Here is a 23,255-nt window from a genome sequence, read left to right as displayed (position 1 = left end):
GTTCAGCTTAGAGCGTTCACCAGACGCTTCGCCTGCACGACGGCTTTGCTGGAACCCTTGCGCGCGGCGACCTCCGCGAGTCCGCCGACCTCACCACTGGGCTTGAGCTGCTGCGCCAGTTCGACCGCCAGCTCGATGACGTCGGCGACCCTGTTGTGCGACCACAGCTTCGGCAGCGCGGACTTCAGGGCGTCCCAGATCTGAGCGGACGCACCGGAACGGGCCGCGTCACGCAGGCCCGGCACGACCCGGTTCAGCGCGATGTCGCCGCGGTCGAGCAGCTGACCGAGCAGGTCGCCCAGCGTCTGACCGTCGAGTTGGCCACGCGAGGCCAGGATCAGCAGGCCGTCGACCGCACAGGCCCGGCCCACGGTCGCCTCGGCCGCGAGACCGTAGGCCAGCGCGAGATGCAGGGCGGGACCCACCGGGCCGTCGGCTTCCGCGAGCATCGGCAGCAGCGGTCCGTCGTTGCCCTTCGACGCGGTGCGGGATCGGAGGTGCGGGACCAGATGAGCGGCGACGACCTCCCGTTGAGAAGGCAGCACCGACGGCCACCACTCGATCATCGGGCCCCACTCGTCGTACGCCCGCAGGTGCTGTTCGGGCTCCTCCAGACCGGGGGTGACGGTCACGAGCAGGCCGAAGTCGGTGACCTCCTGCTGACCCCGGTAGTAGGTGGGGTAGCGGTAGGTCCGCTCCTCGACGGCGATCACCGGATCGGCCCGGAACGAGATCAACTCGCGCAGCCGCTCCCCCGCCTTGCTCCGCAACGACGCGAAGGCCTCGGCGTCCACCTCGAGGGGCAGCCGATGGCACGCCTGCTTGAGGTCGTGCGGCCACGGTTCCCAGCCTTCCGCCTCCGCCTCGGCCAGCCGTTCCAGCAGCGTCGCGGGGTCGAGCAGACCGGACATCGCGGTCGGGGTGGAGATCAGGGCGGGGCGTGGCGACTTCTCCAGTCCCTGCTCGATCTCGTGCAGCCGGAGGGTGAGCTGCTGGCCCACCGACCCGGATCGGGCCCGATTCAGCTGCACCAGCCACGCCTGATCGGGGTCCAGCGCCGACTCGGCCTCGTTCGGCGGCGCGGAAACGACCGAGAGGACCGCCAGGAACTCGGTCCAGGCGGTGCGCTTGGCGTGGTCCGGGTAGGTGTTGTAGGCGTCGCGGTTCTGGATCCACGGATACTTGTCGTAGATCGGCTGGAACGCCTTGGCGATCGCTTCCCGGTCCTGCCAGGCGAAGCGGACGATCGCCGCGATGATCCGTTCCGCGGTGATCGGGTCGACGTACCGGGCGTTGCGGCCGAACAACGACAGCGCCTCACCGGTCAGCTCGTCGAGGGTGGTGATCGGGCCCGGGAACGGCTTCGGCACGAACGGGACGAGCGCGGCGGCCACTTCCTGCGTCGTGGTGCTGCCGAGCTGCTCCGCCATGTCGGCCGGCAGTTGTCCTGCCAACGCCAGGAGTTCGGTCTTCGTCGCGTCGCTGATCTTCGGCAGGAGCTTGGCGACCAGCTTGACGGCCTGGCCGCGCAGGTCGTCGGACTCGTGCGCGAACAGCTCCGCGGCAGTCAGCACCACTTCGTCCGGAGTGGACTTCGCGTGGGTGCCGAGCCAGGTGAGCTGGGCGCGGATGAGCTTCTTCTCCGTGCGGCCGAACACCCAGCGGCTCGCGTCGCAGAGCAGGCCGAAGTCGAGCTTCCGCGCTTCGTCCAGCATCTTCAGCCGGTCCTGCGCGAGAGTGGCGACGGTTGACCGCGAGTCCGGCAGCATCGCGACGTAGTCCCGTGCGTGCTCGGCTGTTTCGTCCAGCGTCACGTCGAGAGTCTTGTGCAGCGCGAGGAAACCCTCCATCTCCTTGACGCTGCCGCCCTGCTGGAGCCGCGCGAGGCAGCCGTCGAGGAGCACCTGCCGGTCTGCCCGCTCCGCCAGGAACCGCGGCCACTGCCAGGTGTTCGCGAAGATCGCACCGGCTCCGACGACCTCCAGCACGTGCGGGATCAGCGCGTCGAAGGCAGGCCTCCAGCGCGTGTGGCCGCCGAAGTCCATGAACGCCAGCAGGAACCCGTCGGAGTCCGGAGGGTTGTCCCCGCAGAACTCCAGCACGATCCTCAGCAGGTCGTGCCGGCCGGGCTCGCGGGTCGGCATCCTGGTGGCGATCCGTGCGACCAGATCTGGCAGCCACGCGAGGTCGCGGTGCCGCAACACGTCCAGGGCCTCGATCGTGCCGTTCTCCTGGCTCATGCGATGCCACCAGATCTGGTAGCGCACCAGCCACGGCGCGAGCGTGGACGCGTTCGGCAGCAGGCCGATGCCCGCGATGTGCATCGCCGCCTGGTGTTCCCAGTTCCGGCCGGACGCCCGGCGCGCCTTCTCGTACGCGACGAGGTCGGCGGCGCGTTCCTTGCGTTCCTCCGGCGTGAGGCTCTTCAGCACCTCGCCGAGCGCGAGCAGCTGATCCGACTCGATCAGGGCCTGGATCCGTTCGAAGCTCACGCTCTGCCCCTGACCATGTCCGCCGCCAGCACGTGCTTGCACTTGCCACGACCACCGCGGTACTCGGCCCACCACTGGCACGTGCACGCCTCGCCGTTGACGCGGTAGTCGCCGACCAGCGCGGTGTCGCCGTCCCAGCTGACCGCGTTCTGCTCGACGAGCGCCTTCGCGTTGCGCAGCCTGGGGTTCATGGCCTGGATGTCGACGCCGCCGTACGGGAGTTCGCGGTGGAAGTACGACGCTTCGGCGAGGTCGTAGCCCACTCGCCCGCACGTGCCCAGTTGTGCCAGCGCGTCCTTGACCCTGGCCGCGGTGAGTCCGGAGCGGTCGGCCAGGTCCGGGATGTCCACGCGGGGTTCGAAGTCGAGCAGCGCGCCGATCAGTTCGGCGTCGGTGTCGGCGTCTCCTGCCGCGAGACCGTCGAGAACGGCGCCCTCACCGGACAGGCCGCGGGTCACCTCGGGTGAGAGGACCAGCGTCAGGCGTTGCGCACCGAGGTCGACCTCCCAGCCGCTCGCGACGGGCAAGCCGGCGGCGGGCGGGCCGTAGAGGCGGACGGCTTTCGCGAAGCGCAGCAACGGGATCAGGGTTTCCAGGCGGTTCGGGCCTGCCAGGCACACGGCGTTGGCCGAGGCCGTTCCGCTGAGCCGCAACGACTTCCCGGACGGCACCGCCCACACCGCCGCGCGTCCCTTGGGAAGCGTCTTGAGGAACCGTTGCGCGTCCGTCGGAGCGAGTTCGGCCTTCAGGTCGAACTTCGAGGTGAGGACCTGGGTTTCGGCGAAGCCCCGCAGCCAGCGCGGTGGCAGCGGGACCTTCTTCTCGACGACCACGCCGTCGAGCGTGCCGAACTCGACCTGGTCAGGCCCGACCGTGAGGTGCAGCGGGTCGCCCTTGGTCACGCGGGCGAGGGCGCGCCGCAGCGGCTCGTTGACGTCGACGTTCGTGGTGCCGCGGTCGTGCACCTCGCCGTCGAGGACGTCGCCGAGGACGTCCAGGCGCGCGTAAACACCGCAGCAGCCCGAGAACGACTCGAAGCGCAGCCGGTCGCCGTTGCAGGTGACGACCGGGTCCCGCAGGCGTTCGGTGGTGGGCTGGAAGTAGCGGGTGCCCGCGATCTTGGCGATGGCGAGCAACGCCGTCGCGGACTGCTGCGCGTCGCCGAGGAAACCGGTGAAGAAACGCGGGTTCGGCGCCCTGCCGCCGGAGGTCTGCAGGCCCAGGGCGCGTCGCGTCTCGTCCAGCCGGGAGTCGGCGACGTAGGCGTACGAGTGCATCGCGCCACTCTAGGGAACATGCGTTCGACTCGGCGGCGGTTTGATCAAAGGTATCGGCGCAGCAGGTCCTCCTCGGTTTCCCTGCGCACGATCAGCCTCGCGACGCCGTCCTTGACGGCGACGACCGGCGGCCGGCACACCTGGTTGTAGTTCGAGGCCAGCGCGTGGTGGTAGGCGCCCGTCGCGGGGACGGCGAGCAGGTCTCCCGCGTGCACGTCGGCGGGGAGCGGCACGTCCTCGGCCAGCACGTCGCCGGCCTCGCAATGCCTGCCGACGACCGTCACCGGCTTGGGTTCGCCACCGCGACCGACGAGGCGGACCGCGTACTTGGCGCCGTACAGGGCGGGGCGCGGGTTGTCGCTCATGCCGCCGTCGACGGCCACGAAGGTGCGCGCTGAGGCCTTGACCGCGCACACCCGATAGAGGGTGACGCCGGCGTTCGCGACGATCGACCGTCCGGGTTCGATGAGCATGCGCGGTGGCGGCACGCGGTGCAGTGCGCACTCGTAGTTGAGGGCGCCGGTGATCCGGTGGGCGAACCCCGCGAGATCGAAGTCCGGTTCGTCCCGCAGGTACGGCGCGCAGAAACCGCCGCCGAGGTCCAGCTGCTCGATCCTGGTGCCGCAGGACGCGATCAGGCCGACCATCCGCCGCACGGTTTCCTCATAGCTCGCAACGTGCCTGACCTGCGATCCGATGTGGCAGTGCAGGCCCACGAGCCTCAGCGACGGCTGTTCCACGACTCGCAGGATCGCCTCCAGGGCGGCGCCGGACGCGAGCGAGAAGCCGAACTTCTGGTCCTCGACGCCGGTCGCGATCTTGGCGTGCGTGTGGGCGTCGATGCCGGGCGTCACCCGGATCATGACCTCCTGGCCGTGCCTCGCCAACGCACCCAGCTGGGCGATCTCGTCGAGCGAGTCGACGACGATCCGCGAGACCCCGTACTCCAGCGCGGCCTTCAGGTCCTCGGCGGTCTTCACGTTGCCGTGCATGATGATCCGCCGCGCGGGGAAGCCCGCGGCCCTGGCCAGCGCGAGTTCCCCGGCGGACGACACGTCGAGGGACAGGCCCTCCTGCGCCATCCACCGGTAGACCTCGGGACAGGGCAACGACTTCCCCGCGAACACGACCTCCGCCTCCGGGAGCGCCGTGCGGAACGCCCTCGCCCTGGTGCGGACGGTCAGTTCGTCCAGGACCTGGCACGGGGTGCCGAACCGGGCCGCCAGCTGCGTGGCCGGGAGTCCACCGATGATCAGGTCCTGGCCGGCGAGGCGGGTGCCGTCCGGCCAGAGACCGTCTTCCAGCACCGGCTCGGTGGCGCATCCGATGCTGGGCAACAACTCGGCGAGTGTCATGTGTCCAGCACACGCCTGAGGGCGGTCCGTGCCCAGATCCCGGACGAGACCCTGACACGGGCGACGGCGACCTTGACGCGATCCTGACGATCACGGTGGCGGGGGCCACATCAGTGCGCGCAGCACCCCATCGCCGTCACCGGCGCCTCGACCGGTTCCCGCGCGGCGGCCTCGATCTCCTGGAGGATTCGCGCGCGGTCGGCCGGACCGAGGTAGCGGCCCCGGCTGACGACGGCGTGGACGCGGCTGACGTTCGTGATGTCCCGCAACGGGTCCGCGTCCAGCACGACCAGGTCCGCCTGCTTGCCGGGCGTGACCGTGCCCGTCTCGTGCTCCAGTCCGAGGCAGCGCGCGGCTTCGCTGGTAGCCGCCCGCAGCGCCGCTGTGGGCGAAAGTCCGGCCTGCACCAGGAGCGCGAGTTCGTCGTGCAGGGAGAAGCCGGGGAACACGTAGGCGAACCCCGCGTCGGTGCCCGCGACGACACCGACTCCTGCCTCGTGCATTTCGCGCAGCAGGCGCATGCGGGCGTCGCCGAACATCCGCAGTTCCGCGACCTGCTCGGGCGTGCGCGTGGGGCGGCCGGACATGATCGTCTGCCATTGCTCGCGCAGGGCCACCGGGACGTAGCGCATCCGTTCGAGAGCCACCGGGTCGTTCGTGATCGTCTCGGGTGAGCGGGACATGTTCCGTTCGACGAAGAGCGTCGGCGACTGCCAGGTGCCCCGCTCGACCATGGCCGCGAACAGCCGGCGGGCACGAGCCGGTGAATGGGTGGCGACGGCCGCGCGTTCGATGCGGCCTCCGTGGCGGCCCCACCAGTTCGGGTCGGCCGGGTCGTCGGGCATCGCACGGAGCTGGGCGTAGAGGGTATCGGCGTTGTCCGAAGTGGACGTGAACAGGTTGTAGAGGTGTTCGTGGGTGTGCTGCGCGAGCGCGTCCTGCACCGGCACGCGGGCAGGTACGTGGCCGGCGAACGGGATGCGCAGCCTGCGGGCCTCCGCGGCGATGGCCGCGTAGCACTCCGGGGACAGGAACGAGTAGACCTTCACGAAGTCCGCTCCCTCGTCCTTCGCGCGGCGCACGGCGGCGCGGGCCTCCTGCGGGGTGCGGACGACGTCGGAGCCGGGCCAGATCGATCCGGGGCCGTCGACGATCGCGCTGGCGATCACCATGCGGGGGCCGAGGATCTCGCCGGACTCGATGCGACGGCGGGTGTCGTGGGTTTCCGGCTGGCCCCACATCTCGCGGATGCCCGTGACGCCCTGGACGACGTGCAGCGGCGCGACGGTGTCCTCGAGGAACGTCGCGTGGGTGTGCAGGTCCCACAGGCCGGGGATCACGTACTTCCCGGCCAGATCGATCACCCGCACGCCACGCGGGATGTCGCGGTGGCGACCGGCGGCCAGGATCCGGTCGCCGGCCAGCACGACGGTCGCGTCGTGGACGGGCGAACGGCCGGTGCCGTCGACGAGCGTCGCCCCGCGCAGCACGGTCACGCCGCTCGCCGCCATCGCGGGTTGCCCCACGGCACCCAGCGCGACCGCTCCGAGTGCGCCTTTCCCCAGCCAGGACAACACGTCCCGGCGCGCCAGATCCCCCACCGCTCCACCTTCCCCCGAAGTCCCCTGCTTTCACGCTAGCGACTTCGGGGCGGTGGAGCAGTAGGGCCAGCCGGAGGAACTACGGTCGGGTCCACACCGCCACGTAGTCGACGGCCATCGAACGACCGGGCGTCGTCTCCGGAACGGGAGTGCCGCGGCCGGCCACGCCGTTCGGGAACGCACCGCCCATCGCGACGTTCAGCAGGATGAAGTAGCCCTGGTGGGACGTCATGTTGTTCCAGGACGCGGCGTCCATCTGGTTCTGCCGCACGGTGTGGAACTGCTGGCCGTCGACGTACCAGCGGAGCTGGTTCGGGCTGACCGACCGGTCCCACTCGAAGCGGTAGGTGTGGAAGTTGCCGGGGCACTGGCTGCCGGGGCAGGCACGGGAGGCGCCGAGGCCGTTCGTCTCGTTGCACGGGCCGCCGGGGTTCACGCCGCAGTGCAGCACGCCCCAGACGCTGTTGATGCCGTTGACGTTCTCCATGATGTCGAACTCACCGATGCTCGGCCAGTTCCAGTAGTTGCCGCGGTACGGCGAGCCCAGCGCCCAGAACGCGGGCCAGTAGCCGAGCGCGCCGGAGCCGGTGATGTTCGGCATCTGGATGCGGCCCTCGATGCGCAGCACGCCGCCCGCCGGTGCCTTGAAGTTCGACCGGCGGGTCTCGATCCGGGCGGAGGTCCACTCGCCGTTGGCCGCGCGCCACGGGATGATCCGCAGGTTGCCGGTGCCGTCGAGGCGCAGGTTCGCGCGGTCGTTGGTGTAGCGCTGGATCTCGCCGGTGCCCCAGTTACCGGGTCCGCCGGGGTAGCCGTGACCGGTGTCGACGATCCAGTTGTTCGAGTTCGGCGCGGTGTTGTTCGCGCCGTTGAAGTCGTCCGACCAGGCCAGTGTCCAGCCGGGCGGGGTCGGCGGGACCGCTGCTCGGGCGACGCCGGACAGCGGGAGCACCAGGAGCAGCGCCAGGAGCGCATACCGAAGTTTTCGAGCCACGATGATGACCTCTCTGTCACTATCGCACGGCAGCGGACCTCCATGGAAGCGCTCTCACGCCCTCCGCGTCAACCGCTCACACCTCGAACCGGTACCCCATTCCCGGTTCGGTGATCAGGTGCCGCGGGTGCGCGGGGTCGTCCTCCAGCTTGCGGCGCAGCTGGGCGAAGTAGACGCGCAGGTACTGGGACTCGTTGACGTGCATCGGTCCCCACACCTCCTGCAACAGCTGCTTCTGCGACACCAGCCGGCCAGGGTTGCGCGCCAGGATCTCCACCAGACCCCACTCGGTCGGGGTCAGGTGCACCTCGTGGCCGTCGCGCCGGACCTTCTTCACGGCCAGGTCCACGACGAACGAGGACGTCTCGACCACGGGGTCACCCACCTCGCGCGCCAGGCCGCGCCGCACGGCCGCACGCAGCCGGGCCAGGAGTTCGTCCATCCCGAACGGCTTGGTCACGTAGTCGTCGGCGCCCGCGTCCAGCGCCTCGACCTTGGCCCTGGAGTCGGTGCGGGCGGACAGCACGATGATCGGGATGCTCGACCAGCCGCGCAGACCGGCGATCACCTCCACACCGTCGATGTCGGGCAGGCCGAGGTCCAGCACCACGACGTCCGGCTTGCCCTCGACCGCGACGCCGAGCGCGGATCTGCCGTCATAGGCCGTCATCACGTCGTATCCCCGCGCGCTGAGGTTGATCCTCAACGCGCGGACGATCTGCGGTTCGTCGTCAACCACCAGTACAGAGGTCATGGCCTCTCCTCGTAGGCGGGCAACGAGATCACCACGGTGAGCCCGCCGCCCGGTGTGTCTTCCGCGCTGATCTCCCCGCCCATGGCGGCGGTGAAGCCCTTCGCGACGCTCAGCCCGAGGCCGACGCCGGGGGTGGCGTCGCGGTCGCCGAGTCGCTGGAAGGGCGCGAACACCTTGTTCCCCGCCTTCTTCGGCAGGCCGCGACCGTGGTCCACGATCCGCAGCTCGACGGACGATCCGTGACGGCTCGCGCGGATCGCCACCGGCGACGGACGGCCGTGCCGCAACGCGTTGTCCACCACGTTCGCGATCACGCGTTCCAGCAGGCCCAGATCCGCGAGCACGGGCGGCAGGTCCTCGGCCACCTGCACCGACACCTGTCCAGCTGTGCCGGCGAGCGCCCGAGCCACGACCTCGTAGTAGCCGACCGGCCGCAGCACGGGTTCGACCGAGCCGGTCGCCAGCCGTGACGAGTCGAGCAGGTTGTCCACCAGGCCGGTCAACCGGTCCGCGGACTCCTCCACGGTCGCCATCAGCTCGGTCACGTCCTCTTCGGACAGTGGCAGGCTGGAGTCGCGCAGACTGCCGATCGCGGCCTTGATCGACGTCAGCGGCGTGCGCAGGTCGTGGCCGACCGCCGACAGCAGGGCCGTGCGCAGTTCGGTCGTCTCGACCTTGCGTCGCGCGTCCCGTGCCTCGTCGGCCATTCGCTGCTGGCGCAACGCCATCAGCGCCTGCCCTGCCGCCGCCTCCAGCACCCGCTGATCGCTGGCGGGCAACACGCGGCCGCGCAACGCCAGGTGGATGTCGGACGTGACCATCACGTCCGCGTCGGCCTCGTCCGGCTCGTCGCACGGCCGTGGCCCGACGCACGCCACCCGTTCCCACGCGCCACCACGGCGTTCCAGCAACGCCACCGACTCCAGGCCGAAGTTCACCCGGATCTTCTCCAGCAGCCGCGCCAACGGGTACGGCGAGGTCAGCACCGTGCGGGCGTAGGAAGCCAGCAACGCCGCCTCGGTCCGGGCCCGTGCGCCCTGCTCCCCCAGCCGCGCCGCCCGGTCGACGGTCAGCGCCACCGCCGTCGCCACGATCACCATGGCCACCAGGGTGATCACGTTCTCCGGGGAGTTCACCGTGAGGCTGTAGTAGGGCTCGGTGAAGAAGAAGTTGAGCAACCCAGCGCCGAAGAACGCGCAGACCAACGCCGGCCCGAGGCCTCCCGCGATCGCCACCACGCAGGTGACCAGCAGGAACGTCACCAGGTCCGTCGAGTAGTCGACCTCGTCGCGCCACAGCATGCCCAGCCCGGTGACCGCCACCGGTAGCAGGAGCGCGAGACCCCAGCTGATCAGCCTGCGCCGCAACGACAACGGGTCGGTGCCGATCTTCCACCGCGGCCCGCGCCGCGATTCGTCGTGCGTGACCATGTGCACGTCGATCGCGCCGGACTCCTGCACCACCGCCGCGCCGATGCCCTCGTCGAACGCCCGCGCCACCCGTGACCTGCGCGAGGTTCCCAGCACGAGCTGAGTGGCGTTCACCCCGCGGGCGAACTCCAGCAACGCCGTCGGCACGTCGTCGCCGACCACCGAGTGGAACGTCGCGCCGACGTCCTCGGTGATCTTGCGGGACCTGGCGACGTGCTCGGGCGTGACGCCGGTCAGCCCGTCGCCGCGCATCACGTGCACCACCAGGAGTTCCGCGCCCGCCCTGGTCGCGATCCGGCGCGCCCGGCGAATCAACGTCTCGCTCTCCGGGCCGCCGGTGATCGCGGTGACGACCCGTTCCCTGGTCTCCCAGGTGTCCGTGATCGACTTCTCGCTGCGGTACCGCTGCAACGCGACGTCGACCTGGTCCGCCACCCACAGCAGGGCCAGCTCGCGCAACGCCGTCAGGTTGCCGAGCCGGAAGTAGTTGCCCAGCGCGGCGTCGATGCGGTGCGCCGGATACACGTTGCCGTGCGCCAGACGCCGCCTCAACGCCTCCGGGGTGATGTCGATCAGCTCGACCTGTTCGGCGCGGCGGACCACCTCGTCCGGCACGGTTTCCCGTTGCCGCACACCGGTGATCCGTTCCACGACGTCGTTGAGCGACTCGAGGTGCTGGACGTTGACCGTGGACAGGACGTCGACGCCCGCTTCGAGCAGTTCCTCGACGTCCTGCCACCGCTTCTCGTTGCGCGAGCCCGGCGCGTTGGTGTGCGCGAGCTCGTCGATCACCGCGACCTCGGGCCCGCGCGCCAGGATCGCGTCGACGTCCATCTCCTCGACGTCGAGACCGCGGTGCCGCATCACCTTGCGCGGCACCACTTCGAGGTCCTGGAGCAGCTGAGCGGTCTTGTCGCGGCCGTGGGTCTCCACGAGTCCGACGACCACCTCGGTGCCGCGCTCCCGGCGCCGGTGGGCCTCGCCGAGCATGGCGAAGGTCTTGCCGACGCCGGGAGCGGCGCCGAGGTAGATCCTCAGCTCACCCCGGCGACCGGCTGTGTTCATTTTTGGGACCTCCCGTCAATGGCACGGTTCAGCGCCGTCACGTTGACGGTGGTGGTGAAGGTGCCGTGAGTGTTGGCAGCGACCAACTCGCGGACCTTCTCCACGGACAGCCCGGACGCGCGCGCCACGCGGGGCACCTGCAACGCCGCGTAGTCCGGGCTGATGTGCGGGTCGAGGCCGGAAGCCGACGCGGTGACGGCGTCCTGCGGCACCTGGTCCTCGGGCACGCCCTCGCGTTGCGCCACGGCGGTGCGGCGCTCGGCGACGACCAAGGTGTAGTCCTCGTTCAGCTCGCCCTTGTTCGAGCCACCGGACGCGGGCAGCGTCGCGGCGGACGGCCGTGGCACGAAGTACTTGTCGCCTTCGCGGGCAACGGCGACCAGCGTCGTGCCGGTGGCTTCGGCGTTGGCGTGCAGGCCGGGGATCCGCGAGACACCCCACACCGCCATCGGGTAGAGCACCCCGACGAGCAGGGTCAGTGCGAGCAGGATCCGCAGACCCGCCCACGACTGCTTCAGAAAGTTCCGCATGTCAGCCAATCCCGGGGATGAGTCGGACGAGCAGGTCGATCAGCCAGATCCCGGCGAACGGCGTCACGACGCCGCCGAGGCCGTAGATCAGCAGGTTGCGCCGCAGCAACGCCGACGCGCTGGACGGCCGGTAGCGGACGCCCTTCAAAGCCAGCGGGATCAGCGCCACGATGATCAGCGCGTTGAAGATCACCGCCGACAGGATCGCCGACCGCGGCGTGGCCAGGTGCATGATGTTGAGCTTGTCCAGCGCCGGGTAGATCGCCGCGAACATCGCCGGCAGGATCGCGAAGTACTTCGCCAGGTCGTTCGCGACGCTGAAGGTGGTGAGCGCGCCGCGGGTGATCAGCAGCTGCTTGCCGATCTCCACGATCTCGATGAGCTTGGTCGGGTCCGAGTCGAGGTCGACCATGTTGCCGGCCTCCTTCGCGGCCGACGTGCCGGTGTTCATCGCGACACCGACGTCCGCCTGGGCGAGCGCCGGGGCGTCGTTCGTGCCGTCACCGGTCATCGCGACCAGGCGGCCGCCCTCCTGTTCCTGGCGGATCAGGGCCATCTTGTCCTCTGGCTTGGCCTCCGCGAGGAAGTCGTCGACACCCGCTTGGTCCGCGATGGCCTTGGCGGTCAACGGGTTGTCGCCGGTGACCATGACCGTGCGGATGCCCATCGCGCGCAGCTCGGCGAACCGTTCCTTCATGCCGGGCTTCACCACGTCTGACAGCCGGATGATGCCGAGGACGTTTCCGTTCTCCGCGACGACCAGCGGGGTGCCGCCCTGCGCGCTGATCTCGTCCACGATCTCGCGAGCCGTGTCGGTCAGCTCGAACGCGGACGCCGCGCCCTTGCGGATGATCCGGTCGCCCAGGTCGATGCCGCTCATCCTGGTCTGCGCGGTGAACGGCACGAACTCGCCGGTCTTCTCGTGCTCGGTCGCGGGCTGCCCGCCCGCGAGGTCCAGGATGCTGCGGCCTTCCGGGGTGTCGTCGGCCAGGCTGGCCAGCCGCGCGGCCGCCACCAGGGTTTCCTCGGACGTCGGGCCGACCGGGATGAACTCGGTCGCCCGCCGGTTGCCCCAGGTGATCGTGCCGGTCTTGTCCAGCAGCAACGTGTCGACGTCACCGGCGGCCTCCACCGCCTTGCCGGAGGTGGCGAGCACGTTGCGCTGCACCAGCCGGTCCATGCCCGCGATGCCGATCGCGCTGAGGAGCGCGCCGATCGTCGTCGGGATCAGGCAGACCAGCAGCGCGGTCAGCACGACCACCGACTGCTCGCCGCCCGAGTAGATCGCGAACGGCTGCAGCGCCACCACTGCGAGCAGGAAGATGATCGTCAACGTGGACAGCAGGATCGTCAGCGCGATCTCGTTCGGCGTCTTCTGCCTCTCGGCGCCTTCGACGAGCGCGATCATCCGGTCCACAAAGGACTCACCGGGCCTGGTCGTGATCTTGACGACGATCCGGTCGGACAGCACGGTCGTGCCACCCGTGACCGAGCACCGGTCACCGCCGGACTCGCGGATGACCGGCGCGGACTCGCCGGTGATCGCCGACTCGTCGACGGTCGCGATGCCCTCGACCACGTCACCGTCGCCGGGGATGACCTCGCCGGCCTCGACCACGACCAGATCACCGATCTTGAGCTCGGTGCCGGCCACGACGTCGCCGTTGACCAGCCTGGCGACCGCGTCCTTCTTGGTCTGGCGCAGCGAGTCGGCCTGCGCCTTGCCGCGCCCTTCCGCGACGGCCTCGGCGAGGTTCGCGAACAACACGGTGAACCACAGCCACGCCGCGACGGCGATGGTGAACACGCTCGGGTCGATCACGGTGAACGCGGTGACCAGCAGCGAACCGACCCAGACGACGAACATGACGGGGCTGCGCAACTGGTGACGCGGGTGCAGCTTCCTCAAGGCCTCGGGAACGGCGGCCGTGAGACCGGGTTTGGTGGTCACTGCAGTGCCTCCGCGATGGGACCAAGAGCGAGAGCGGGAACGAACGTCAGCGCCGCGACGAGCACGATCGAGCCGGTGAGCAACGTCGCGAAGAGCGGCCCGGTGGTGGGCAGCGTGCCTGCCGTGACAGGCACCTTCTTCTGCGCCGCAAGGGATCCGGCGAGCGCCAGCACCGCGATGATCGGGATGAACCGGCCGAACAGCATGCACAGCCCCAGCGAGGACTGGAACCAGTCGCTCGTCACCGTGATGCCGCCAAAAGCTGACCCGTTGTTGTTCGACGCTGACGCATACGCGTAGAGGATCTCCGAAAGCCCGTGCGCACCAGGGTTGTTGAGCGCTCCCTGCGTGCTCGGCAGGATCGCCGCGATGCCCGCACCGATCAGCAACACCGTCGGCATCGCGAGGATCGAGACCGCCGCGGCCGTGACCTCCTTGCGCCCCAGCTTCTTGCCGAGGTACTCGGGCGTGCGGCCGACCATCAGTCCCGCCAGGAACATCGCGATGATCGCCATCACCAGGATGCTGTACAGGCCGGTGCCGACACCGCCCGGTGTCATCTCGCCGAACAGCATGTTCAGCAACGCGCCGCCGCCCCCGAGCCCGGTGTAGCTGTCGTGCAGCGAGTTGACCGCGCCGGTCGACGTGCCTGTGGTGGCGTCCGCGAAGATCGTGCTGCCGGGGATGCCGAACCGGAGCTCCTTGCCCTCCAACGGCCTGATGCCGCTCACTTCCGCGCCCCAGATGACCGCGAGCATCGCGGTCCAGATGACGCCCATGACGCCCAGCAGCACGTAACCCTGCCTGGTCTGCCCGACCAGCCGGCCGAACGTGCGGGTGAGCGCCACCGGGATGACCAGGATCAGGAAGATCTCGATCAGGTTGGACCACTCGTTCGGGTTCTCGAACGGGTGCGCCGAGTTCGCGTTGAGGATGCCGCCGCCGTTGGTGCCGAGCTCTTTGATGGCCTCCTGACTGGCAACCGGCGCGTTGGCCACCGTCTGGCCGTCAATGTCCACACCGGACTTGAGGCTCATCGTCACGCCGAACGCGATCAGCACGATCGCCGCGATGAACGCGAGCGGCAGCAGAATCCGGATGGTGCCCCTGGTGAGGTCGACCCAGAAGTTGCCGAGCCGGTCGGTCTGGCTCCGGACGAAGCCCCGGATCAGGGCGACCGCCACGGCGAGACCGACCGCGGCCGACACGAAGTTCTGCACGGTCAAGCCGACCATCTGGACCGTGTGGCCCATGACGGCTTCCGGCACGTACGACTGCCAGTTCGTGTTGGTCACGAAGCTGATCGCCGTGTTGAACGCCATGCCGGGCTCGACGTTGCCGCGGCCGAAGTCGAACGGTAAGAGGGTTTGCGCGCGTTGGACGACGTACAGGAACACGATGCCGACGAACGAGAAGCCCAGCACGCCGTACGCGTAAGTGCTCCACTTCTGCTCGGCGTCCGGGTCGATCCGCGCGAACCGGTAGATCGCTCGTTCGAGCTTCGAATGGCTCTTGTTCTCGAAGACGCGCGCCATGTAGTCGCCGAGGGGCCGGTACGCGACCGCCAGGGCCGCGACGAGGATGCCGACCTGCAGGAGGCCGGCCACGAGAGGTGACATCAGAACTTCTCCGGCCTGATGAGTGCGACGAACAGGTAGACGATCAGCCCGAGCGCGATCACGCCGGCGACGGCGTTCGCGACAAGTCCCGTGCTCACAACTTCTCCAGTCCACGCACCGTCAGGCCCAGCACGACGAAACTCCCGATCAGCAGCAACGCGTAGGCCAGGTCGGCCATGACGCCGCTCCCTTCAACGACAAGGTTCTTTCCTATGACGACCGGAAGCGTGCATCAGGAAATGCCTGATCAGGGGGTGCCTGACAACGTCCTTACGGGGTTGGGTCCGGCTTTTACGCGTTCTTGAGGCCGGGGAGACCTGGGTCTCATCCGACAGGGCGTATCGCGGTCACGATGTGTGAAATCGTCGGCCGAGTGACGCGAACCGAGGTGCTCAACGAGGTCGCCGGCCTGCTGCCGTCTGAGGGCCTGGTCGCGGTGGACGGGGTCGACGGCGCGGGCAAGACGACGTTCTGCGACGACCTGGCTTCGGTGCTGCGCTCACGAGGCCGCGCCGTGGTCCGCGTGTCCGTCGACGACTTCCACCACCCGCGGAAGATCCGCTGGCGGCGCGGCAGGACGTCGCCGGAGGGCTTCTTCCTCGACAGCTTCGACTACTCGCGGTTCATCGGAGACCTGCTCGTGCCGTTCGCTCACGGGCGACCGTTCCGGCGCGCGAGCCACGACCTGGAGACGGACGCCTACGTGGACACACGGGCCGAGGTCGCGCCACCGTCCGCGATCCTGCTGGTCGATGGGATCTTCCTGCACCGGGACGAACTCCCGGAGCACTGGGACTTCTCGGTGTTCCTGGCGGTGGACTTCGCGGTCTCCGTGGCGCGCATGGCTGGGCGCGACGGCAGTCCGTCCGATCCGGACGATTCCCGCAACCGGCGTTACGTCGAGGGCCAACAGCTGTACCTGGCGAAGTGCGATCCGGCGGCACGGGCGACCCTGGTGATCGACTACAACGACCTCGCCGGCCCGCGGCTTCGCCGGCCCTGAAGTACGGTGTCGCGCGTGACCGAGCCGGCCAAGAAGACAGTCCAACTCCCCCAGTGCCCGCAGTGCGAGTCCGACGACCTGCGCCCGTACGGCAACGGTTCCAAGTGGATCTGCCCGAGCTGCCGCTTCCTGGCGCCGTGCTGCGAGCCGGACACCGCCTGCCACTGGTAGACCGACCCCCGAATCGTTACCCAACGTGATAACGCCTGGTGGCCTCGCGACGACGTATCAGCCACAGCGTCCGAACGGTGTAACGAGGAGGCCCCCATGGCGACCACGTTCTGGGCTTGGATCGTGTCCGCTCTCGTCATCGTGCTGCTCGCGGTGGTGGTCCCGAGCCGCCTGGGCGCGCAGAACGTCCTGCGCGACGCCCGCGGCCGGTACAGCCTGTCGCGCGTCCAGGTCATGGTGTGGACGGTCGTGCTGCTGTCGCTGATCAGCGGCATGGCGTTCGGGCGGTTCGCGGCCGGGCAGGTCGACGTGGCCGGGTTCCAGATCCCGAGCCAGGTGCTGTGGTTGCTCGGCATCGCGGTCGGGTCCGGGGTCGTGTCGGCGGCCGTCAAGGTCGCGAAGAGCACCAGCCGGCCGGACTCCGTGGCGGCCTACCCCCGTGGCAAGGAACGCGGGCGGCTGTGGGAGATGCTGACCGTCGAGGAGGGTGCCTCGGCCGGCCGGTCCATCGACCTCGCGAAGTTCCAGAACTTCGTCATCACGGTGCTGTTGGTGCTGCTCTACGTCGCGCAGGCGGTCGCGGCGCTCAGGGCCGTGAACAACCCCGCGGGCATCGCCGGGTTGCCTGCGTTCTCGGACGCGTTCCTGGTGTTGCTCGGGGTGAGTCATGCCGGGTACCTGCTGGGCAAGATTCCCTCCCCCGCCGGGATTCCCGAGGGCGGCACGATGAGCGAGCGGCTTGCTTCCGTTACATCGGAACCGGATGTGGCGAAGGTCGTCCCCGAGGTGCGCACCACGTGATATCTACTCGCTCGTGATCGAGCGAGTGCGCCGCGAGGAAACGTGGCACCGCACAGCCAAGGACGCCTATCCGGACCCGTACAAGATCATGCGGATCCAGTTCCCCGTCGTCGAGGAGCTGCGGGACACCCCGCGCGAGACGTGGCCCCAGCCTGACGCGTTGCCGACGGCTCTGGGCTATCTGGCGGAGACGTTCGAGGACGCCGGCTGGCCCGACCTGGCGCGGCGCACGTACTACGAGATGCTGGAACTGCGCAGGGAGGCCGGTCCCTCGGAGGACCTGCGTAGGGTGCTGACCGCGTTGCGCACCAACCTCATCCGGCAGGAGTTGTACGAGGAGGCGCTGCCGGTGGCGCTGGAGGGGCACGCGCTCGCCGCCCAGCTGGCCGTGCCCGGCAGGTACAACACCGTGGTCGCCAACGAGGCCAGGTACTGGATCACCGACCTGCTGGGCAAGCTGGGCAGGCATGCCGAGGCCGCCCGCAACGCCGAGGAGGCGGTCGCCGAGCTGCGCGAGCAGAAGCCCGTCAAGGACGGGCCGCCACCTGGCTACAGCCTCGCGCACGCCCAGCTGGAGTACGCGCAACGGCTCGCGACGATCGGCGACCTCGAGCGGGCGGCCGACTCGGCCGCGGAGGCCGCCGCGTTCTGGCGGCAACACTCGTGGGAGCAGGCCGTGCGCCTTTACACCGTCCTCGACGAGCTGAGCACCCTGCAGCTGCGCCTCGGCCGGTTCGAGGACGCCCGCGCGTCCCACGCCGAAGCCGTGGCCGTCATCCGGCAGCGTGCGGAACGCAAGAAGGAGCAGGAGTTCCTGAGTCACCTCGCCGGTGCGCTCAACAACCACGCCAACCGGCTGCACGACATGGGACTCGACGCGGAGGCGATCGAGGCGGCGCAGGAGTCGGCAGACCGCTACCGCGAGCTCGCCGCGAACGCCGAAGGCCGTGCGATGGTCATGAAGACGGAGCTCCGGGCCGCCCTCGCGCTCATCGGCCTCGCCAGCCGGTTGCACGACGTCCGCAGGCTCGACGAGTCCTTCGCTGCCAGTGACGAGGCCATCGCCCTCGCCACCAGGTACGCGGACAAGGAGCTCGGCCGCAGGGAACTCGCGCGGGCGTTGACCAACCGGGCCAGCGCCCTGATCACCCGCCGTGCCTGGGCCGAGGCCGCGGAGGCCGCCGCGAAGGGATTGGAGCTGTACCAGACGGCACACGGCAAAGCCATGGCGCGCAACACCTTCGCTCTTGCTTCGGCCCACGCCGGTCAGCACGACGTCGCGTTGGAGGCGTCGCTGCAGTCGGTCGCCGAGTACCGCGAGTGGCACGCCGCCGACCCGGACGGGTACGCCTACCTGCTGGCCGACGCGCTCACCGACCACGCGCGGATCCGCCTGCTGCGAGCCGAACGCGCCGAGGCCGAGGCCGCGATCACCGAGTCCCTCCCCCTGCACGAGGAACTCGCCGCCGCCAACCCCGGCCGCTATCAACGCGAACTGGACCACGCCCGTTCGGTAGCCGCCCAGATCTGAACCGCGTACCCGAGCAACCCAGCACGTATCCCTGATGGCGTCTGCAAGTACCACCAACTCGACATCAACAAGCACTTTCCTACTACCAACTGGGCAAACCCTCTGAGCCCCAGACAGGTTGGGTGTAGTTGAGGGCGATTCGATCAAGCGTTGGTAGTACTTGCAGATGCTTGGAGGCTCGGCGCGAAGAACTCCGCGACCCGTTCGGCGACCTGTGGCACGAACTTGTCGTGCAGATCGACGTGCGTGGCCCCGTCGACCCAGTGGAAGTCCTTGGGCACTGGTCGGCGAGTTGAGCGTGCGGGACGCGGACTTCCGCACGTGGTGGGCGGCGCATCAGGTGCGGCCCGCGCCAGCTCGTGAAGACCTACCACCGGCGGCGGGCAGGCTGGCGCTCGACGTGCAGCAGTTCACCGTGGACACTCACCCGGATCAGCTGCTGATCGCCTGCACCGCACAGGACGAGGCCTCAAAGGACGGTCTGCGGTTCCTTTTGCTTTCGGCGCAAGCGAAAGGGACGCCGCTCGAGAGCGGCGCCCCTTCGTCACACCTCTAGGTCACTTGCCGCTGCGGTACGCCGTCCAGGCGCTCTGCATGCGGGTGTTCTGGCCAGGGGTGAACTGGTTGTAGCAAGAGTCGTACGAGTAGTCCATGTAGTTGTGGATCGGGTCGAGACCCTCCAGGCGGCAGGAGTCGCGGCCCTCCGGGCACCCCGTGCTGGAACTCCTCTGCGCCGGGGTGTCGGCGACCTCGTCGTTGGTCGCCTTGCAGCCGCCCTGGAAGGTGTGCCAGAGGCCCATCCAGTGGCCGGTCTCGTGCGTGAGCGTCTTGCCCAGGTTGAAGTTCGTCGCCGAACCGCCGGGCACGCTCGTGTACTTGAAGACCACGCCGTCCATCTTCGGGTCGCCCGCGTACCAGTTCGGGAACGTCGCGAAGCCGAGGTAACTGGTGTTGGTGCTCCACACGTTGAGCGTGCTGGCACCGCCGACGCGGGTGGCGGTCTTCATCTCGCGCTCGGTCGACTCGGTGTCCACGCCCGTAAACCATGCGTTGTTCGACCAGTACTTGGTCTCCTGCAGCACGAACGTGAACCCGGTGTTCGCGGCCGTGCCGGGGAGTTCGGCACCGGCGAAGCCCTGGTTGAGGACCTCGATCTGCTTGGCGATGACGGCTTCGGAGAGCGCTCCGGCCCCGCCGGTGCCGGTGACGACGTGGAACACGACGGGGATCGTGCCGCCCGCCGCCGCCGCGGAGAGACCGGTGCGGGTCTGGGCCTTGGCCCGGATCTTCTGCCGCAGGTCGGCGTTCATCCGCTCTGCCTCGGCATCGCTGACCTCGTTGCGCTCCTGGCCGTGGCTTCCGGGCAGCGCGCGAGCTGAGTCGTGCTCGTCGACGCAGTGCGTCGCACCGGCGACAGCGGTGGCAGGAGCACCGCCGAGCAGGGTGATCGCGCCCGCCGCGAGCAGTCCGGCGGCGAACGCCGGCAGCACGCGGTTTCTCGTGAGAGACATTGAACTTTCCTCCATGCAGGGTGGAGGAATAGTGACTCACGCATGGGTCCTTTGTGGATGTTGACGTTTTCACACAATACGAACCTCATGGGCCGGCAGGCCGCTCCACCACCGGGAGTAACGCCGGTAGACCTGCGGTTCCCGCACGTCAAGGAGCTTTCGCAGCGCCGCGGCCTCCTCGGCGAGACCGGCCCACTGGTCCTCGCTCAGCGCGTGGAAGGCGGTCGCCTCGACGCCGCCGTCCTCGGTCGTGCGCCACACTCCTGCCACGTGTCCGTCAACGAGGAGTGTCGGCAGTGTGTCGCCGTTGTTGCGGATCACGAGCTTGCGATAGTCATTCGGGATGATTCGGCTGCGGTCGGCGTAGGCCAGCAAAGTGCTGTCCCACATGGCCATCAGCCGTGGCGGTGCCGGGGTGTCCCCGTCCGGGATCGTCCGGTTTGGAACGTCGTAGTAGTCGCCGTCCTTCACCAGGTCCAGCAGCACCAGCGCCTCCCGGATCGCGGTGCGGGGCAGCATCGTGAACTGGTTCATGTCGAGGACGGTCGCGGGCCCGAACCCGGTGAGGTACCGGCGGAGCATCTCGGCCAGGCACTCCAGCCGTTCCCGAGGCTCGGCCGCGACAGCCTGATAGGACGGCCTCAGCCCGAACGACCACGGCCCGCCCGTCGGGGCGTGCACGAGACCGCCGTACGTCCGCAGCGCCCACCAGACGCCGGGCTCACCGACGTCCCCGACGTGCGAGTGCAGCAACTCCTCGATCTCGGCCTTCTGCCGGGGTGTCCGCGCGAACTCGAGCAGGTGCTCCAGCAACGCGTCGGCCTGCTCGATCGTGATGTTCATGCCCTTGAACCGCTTGTCGTACAGCCGGGACGCTCTGAGGGCGGGCAGCATCGCGTGGTGGAAGACCGCGTGGTCGGCCGCCGTGACCGTGTGCAAGGTGATCCGCATGAGCGATGCCTTGCGGACCACCCCGTTCGCGAACGCCTCGTCCAGATCGGCGGGATCGAAGCCCTCGATCCGGTTCCACAGCGCGATGTACGGGGACGCGGGTTCCTGCGCCTGGATCGCTACGACGTTGTCCACGGCGGTCAGCACATCGACCGGTTCGCGCTCCAGCAGCATCTGCCGGTGGAGCGTGGCGCGGTTCAGCTGACGTGCCGTGAAGGTCATGCCGGAATCCTGACTCACCTCAGCTTCGACGGCCACCAGATTCGGCCACCGATGTCCACCGACAGCGCCGGCACGAGCAACGACCGCACCAGCAAGGTGTCCAGCAGGACGCCGAACGCCACGATGAACGCGATCTGCGTGAGGAACAGGATCGGCAGCACGGCCAGCGCGGCGAACGTCGCCGCCAGCACCACACCGGCGGACGTGATCACGCCACCGGTCAGGCTGAGGCCTCTCAACGTGCCTTCGACCGTGCCCAGGCGCTGGGTCTCCTCGCGGACGCGGGTCATCAGGAAGATGTTGTAGTCGATGCCCAGCGCCACCAGGAAGACGAACCCGAACAGCGGCACCACCGGGTCCGAGCCGGGGAAGTCGAAGACGTGGTTGAACACCAGCGCCGACACGCCCATCGTGGCCGCGAACGACAGCACGACGGTCCCGATCAGCAACACGGGCGCCAGCAACGACCTCAGCAGCAGCGCCAGCACCAGGAAGATCACCACCAGCACGATCGGGATGATCAGCAACCGGTCGTGCTCCGACGTCGTCCTGGTGTCCAGCAACGTCGCCGTCTGCCCACCGACCTTCGCCTCGTCGATCCCGTGCACCGCCGCGCGAATCCGTTGCACGGTCTCGACCGCCGCGTCCGAGTCCGGAGCATAATTCAGCGTGGCCTCGATGCGGACCAGGCCTTCTGCAGTGCCGGACGGCCGGACGTCGGCGACACCGTCCACCTTGGACTTCCGCAGCACCTCCGCCGTCTTGCTCTCGGCGGCGATGATGACTGTCGGTGACCCGGTCCCACCTGGGAAGTGCTTCGACAGAACTTCCTGTCCCGCAACGGATTCGACCTCGGTCAGGAACACGTCGGACTGCGCGGTGCCGGACGCCTTGAGCTGCGGCAGGAACGCGGCACCGACGAGCAGCACGAGCGTCGTGACGATCCAGATCGCACGCGGCTTGTTGCGCACCAGACCTGCCACGCGGCCCCACAGGCCGCTCGTCTCCGGGTGCGGCGAGCCGAGCTTCGGCGCGAACGGCCAGAACGCGCCACGCCCGACCAACGCCAGGGTGGCGGGCAGGAACGTCATCGTGGTGAGCAGCGCGGCGCCGATGCCGATGGCGGCAACAGGTCCGAGACCCTTGTTCGAGTCGAGGTCGCTGAACAGCAGGCACAGCACGCCGAGGATGACCGTGCCGGCGGAGGCCGCGATGGGTTCGATCGTGCCGCGCCAGGCCGTGCGGATGGCCGTGTACTTGTCCTGGGTGTCGCGCAGTTCTTCGCGGAATCTCGACACGAGCAGCAACGCGTAGTCCGTCGCGGCGCCGAACACGAGGATCGAGAGAATGCCCTGGCTTTGGCCGTTCAACGCGAGCACGTCGTTCTTGGCCAGCAGGTACACGACGAAGCTGGCCAGCCCGAGCGCGAACACCGCCGACACCAGCACGACGACCGGCAGCAACGGACTTCGGTAGACGACGAGCAGGATCAACGCGACCACCGCGCCCGCGACGATCAGCAGCAGCCCGTCGATCCCGCCGAACGCCTTCACGAGATCGGCTACCTGCGCGGCCGGTCCCGTGACCAGCACTTTCAGGCCTTCCGGGGCGTTCTTGGCGCCGTCGCGGAGCTCCACGACCGAGTCGCGGACCTCCTTCGCCGGGTCGAGCAGCACGACGAGCTGGGCGGCCTCCGCATCGTTCGGCGCGGGGATCACCGGTGACGCCTGGAAGCCCTTGCCGCGCTCGGCGAGGAACTTCCTGTCGTCCTCGGTCAGCCCACCGGGCCGTTCGACGACGATGATCGCCGGGATCGCGTTGGCGCGCTGGAACTTCTTCTGCAGCTCAGCGACCTGGGTGGACTCGGCGGAGTTCGGCAGGAACGCGCTGCTGTCGTTCTCCGCGACCTCCGAGAGCTTGCCCGCGTACGGCCCGGTGAAGCCGCCCAGGGCCAGCCACACCACGAGCAGGACCCCGGCCAGGACTCGCATCAGACA

Annotated in this window: 20 protein-coding genes; 5 read left to right on the top strand and 15 right to left on the bottom strand. The window is 69.1% G+C overall.

Annotation, left to right across the window (positions count from 1 at the left end):
* Positions 1–2: 2 nt before the first annotated feature.
* The 11 genes from SK803_RS08160 to kdpF form a co-directional block, all read right to left on the bottom strand.
* Positions 3–2,492 carry a DUF7824 domain-containing protein gene (locus SK803_RS08160; protein ID WP_319965191.1) on the bottom strand — a complete coding sequence of 830 codons (2,490 nt, stop codon included), beginning with the start codon at positions 2,490–2,492 and terminating at the stop codon, positions 3–5.
* The gene (locus tag SK803_RS08155; protein WP_319965190.1) at positions 2,489–3,769 is read right to left on the bottom strand and encodes an SWIM zinc finger family protein; all 1,281 of its coding nucleotides are present in this window, start codon (positions 3,767–3,769) and stop codon (positions 2,489–2,491) included. Before SK803_RS08155 ends, SK803_RS08160 begins: the two co-directional genes overlap by 4 nt.
* Before the next feature lie 44 nt (positions 3,770–3,813).
* Positions 3,814–5,124, bottom strand: a complete 1,311-nt coding sequence (gene lysA, locus SK803_RS08150; RefSeq protein WP_319965189.1) for a diaminopimelate decarboxylase — start codon at positions 5,122–5,124, stop codon at positions 3,814–3,816.
* Between the two features lie 110 nt (positions 5,125–5,234).
* Positions 5,235–6,725 (bottom strand): amidohydrolase family protein, encoded by a 1,491-nt coding sequence (locus tag SK803_RS08145; protein ID WP_319965188.1) that lies wholly within the window; start codon positions 6,723–6,725, stop codon positions 5,235–5,237.
* Positions 6,726–6,804: 79 nt separating this feature from the next.
* Positions 6,805–7,719 (bottom strand): glycoside hydrolase family 16 protein, encoded by a 915-nt coding sequence (locus tag SK803_RS08140; protein ID WP_319965187.1) that lies wholly within the window; start codon positions 7,717–7,719, stop codon positions 6,805–6,807.
* A 76-nt stretch (positions 7,720–7,795) separates the two neighbouring features.
* Positions 7,796–8,473 (bottom strand): response regulator, encoded by a 678-nt coding sequence (locus SK803_RS08135; protein WP_319965186.1) that lies wholly within the window; start codon positions 8,471–8,473, stop codon positions 7,796–7,798.
* Complete coding sequence (locus tag SK803_RS08130) at positions 8,470–10,968, bottom strand: sensor histidine kinase KdpD (protein ID WP_319965185.1); 2,499 nt, start codon at positions 10,966–10,968, stop codon at positions 8,470–8,472. The genes SK803_RS08135 and SK803_RS08130 overlap by 4 nt, the downstream gene beginning before the upstream one ends.
* Positions 10,965–11,498, bottom strand: coding sequence for a potassium-transporting ATPase subunit C (locus SK803_RS08125; RefSeq protein WP_319965184.1), 534 nt, complete (start codon positions 11,496–11,498; stop codon positions 10,965–10,967). The genes SK803_RS08130 and SK803_RS08125 overlap by 4 nt, the downstream gene beginning before the upstream one ends.
* Position 11,499: 1 nt before the next feature.
* A complete protein-coding gene (gene kdpB / locus SK803_RS08120) occupies positions 11,500–13,449 on the bottom strand; it encodes a potassium-transporting ATPase subunit KdpB (protein ID WP_319965183.1) in 1,950 nt (649 codons plus the stop codon).
* Positions 13,446–15,068 carry a potassium-transporting ATPase subunit KdpA gene (gene kdpA / locus SK803_RS08115; RefSeq protein ID WP_319965182.1) on the bottom strand — a complete coding sequence of 541 codons (1,623 nt, stop codon included), beginning with the start codon at positions 15,066–15,068 and terminating at the stop codon, positions 13,446–13,448. The genes kdpB and kdpA overlap by 4 nt, the downstream gene beginning before the upstream one ends.
* Positions 15,068–15,166: a K(+)-transporting ATPase subunit F gene (gene kdpF / locus SK803_RS08110; RefSeq protein ID WP_319965181.1), complete on the bottom strand. Its 99-nt coding sequence runs from the start codon at positions 15,164–15,166 to the stop codon at positions 15,068–15,070. Before kdpF ends, kdpA begins: the two co-directional genes overlap by 1 nt.
* Positions 15,167–15,441: 275 nt before the next feature.
* Here kdpF and SK803_RS08105 point away from each other — a divergent pair, with 275 nt between their 5' ends.
* The 4 genes from SK803_RS08105 (at position 15,442) to SK803_RS08090 (ending at position 18,574) form a co-directional block, all read left to right on the top strand.
* Positions 15,442–16,071: a nucleoside/nucleotide kinase family protein gene (locus tag SK803_RS08105; protein WP_319965180.1), complete on the top strand. Its 630-nt coding sequence runs from the start codon at positions 15,442–15,444 to the stop codon at positions 16,069–16,071.
* Between the two features lie 15 nt (positions 16,072–16,086).
* On the top strand, positions 16,087–16,242 hold the full coding sequence (locus tag SK803_RS08100; RefSeq protein WP_156094138.1) for a hypothetical protein: 156 nt from the start codon (positions 16,087–16,089) through the stop codon (positions 16,240–16,242).
* Between the two features lie 96 nt (positions 16,243–16,338).
* Positions 16,339–17,043, top strand: coding sequence for a hypothetical protein (locus SK803_RS08095; protein ID WP_319965178.1), 705 nt, complete (start codon positions 16,339–16,341; stop codon positions 17,041–17,043).
* Between the two features lie 13 nt (positions 17,044–17,056).
* Entirely contained in the window at positions 17,057–18,574 is a 1,518-nt protein-coding gene (locus SK803_RS08090; protein WP_319965177.1) for a tetratricopeptide repeat protein, read from the top strand.
* Positions 18,575–18,717: 143 nt separating this feature from the next.
* Here SK803_RS08090 and SK803_RS08085 read toward each other — a convergent pair whose 3' ends face one another.
* Positions 18,718–18,855, bottom strand: a complete 138-nt coding sequence (locus tag SK803_RS08085) for a hypothetical protein (RefSeq protein WP_319965176.1) — start codon at positions 18,853–18,855, stop codon at positions 18,718–18,720.
* Between SK803_RS08085 and SK803_RS08080 the strand changes: the two genes are divergently transcribed.
* On the top strand, positions 18,855–19,130 hold the full coding sequence (locus tag SK803_RS08080) for an MmyB family transcriptional regulator (RefSeq protein ID WP_406601501.1): 276 nt from the start codon (positions 18,855–18,857) through the stop codon (positions 19,128–19,130). The two genes, SK803_RS08085 and SK803_RS08080, sit on opposite strands and share 1 nt — an antisense overlap.
* A 1-nt stretch (position 19,131) precedes the next feature.
* Here the strand turns inward: SK803_RS08080 and SK803_RS08075 are convergent, their stop codons facing one another.
* From SK803_RS08075 to SK803_RS08065, 3 genes are all read right to left on the bottom strand, one after another.
* Positions 19,132–20,085, bottom strand: coding sequence for a zinc metalloprotease (locus SK803_RS08075; protein WP_319965174.1), 954 nt, complete (start codon positions 20,083–20,085; stop codon positions 19,132–19,134).
* A 69-nt stretch (positions 20,086–20,154) separates the two neighbouring features.
* Positions 20,155–21,258, bottom strand: coding sequence for a winged helix DNA-binding domain-containing protein (locus tag SK803_RS08070; protein ID WP_319965173.1), 1,104 nt, complete (start codon positions 21,256–21,258; stop codon positions 20,155–20,157).
* 14 nt (positions 21,259–21,272) lie between these two features.
* Entirely contained in the window at positions 21,273–23,249 is a 1,977-nt protein-coding gene (locus tag SK803_RS08065; RefSeq protein ID WP_319965172.1) for an MMPL family transporter, read from the bottom strand.
* Between the last annotated feature and the right edge of the window lie 6 nt (positions 23,250–23,255).

It is taken from the genome of Lentzea miocenica (assembly GCF_033949945.1).
GTDB classification, from domain to species: domain Bacteria; phylum Actinomycetota; class Actinomycetes; order Mycobacteriales; family Pseudonocardiaceae; genus Lentzea; species Lentzea miocenica.
This window is presented reverse-complemented; position numbering and strand designations above follow the sequence as displayed.

What these genes read in the sequence shown, in the direction of transcription:
- SK803_RS08155 (WP_319965190.1), bottom strand. Translation starts at nt 3,769, where the DNA reads ATGCACTCGTACGCCTACGTCGCCGACTCCCGGCTGGACGAGACGCGA.
- lysA (WP_319965189.1), bottom strand. Translation starts at nt 5,124, where the DNA reads ATGACACTCGCCGAGTTGTTGCCCAGCATCGGATGCGCCACCGAGCCG.
- SK803_RS08135 (WP_319965186.1), bottom strand. Translation starts at nt 8,473, where the DNA reads ATGACCTCTGTACTGGTGGTTGACGACGAACCGCAGATCGTCCGCGCG.
- SK803_RS08130 (WP_319965185.1), bottom strand. Translation starts at nt 10,968, where the DNA reads ATGAACACAGCCGGTCGCCGGGGTGAGCTGAGGATCTACCTCGGCGCC.
- SK803_RS08125 (WP_319965184.1), bottom strand. Translation starts at nt 11,498, where the DNA reads ATGCGGAACTTTCTGAAGCAGTCGTGGGCGGGTCTGCGGATCCTGCTC.
- kdpA (WP_319965182.1), bottom strand. Translation starts at nt 15,068, where the DNA reads ATGTCACCTCTCGTGGCCGGCCTCCTGCAGGTCGGCATCCTCGTCGCG.
- SK803_RS08095 (WP_319965178.1), top strand. Translation starts at nt 16,339, where the DNA reads ATGGCGACCACGTTCTGGGCTTGGATCGTGTCCGCTCTCGTCATCGTG.
- SK803_RS08075 (WP_319965174.1), bottom strand. Translation starts at nt 20,085, where the DNA reads ATGTCTCTCACGAGAAACCGCGTGCTGCCGGCGTTCGCCGCCGGACTG.
- SK803_RS08070 (WP_319965173.1), bottom strand. Translation starts at nt 21,258, where the DNA reads ATGACCTTCACGGCACGTCAGCTGAACCGCGCCACGCTCCACCGGCAG.
- SK803_RS08065 (WP_319965172.1), bottom strand. Translation starts at nt 23,249, where the DNA reads ATGCGAGTCCTGGCCGGGGTCCTGCTCGTGGTGTGGCTGGCCCTGGGC.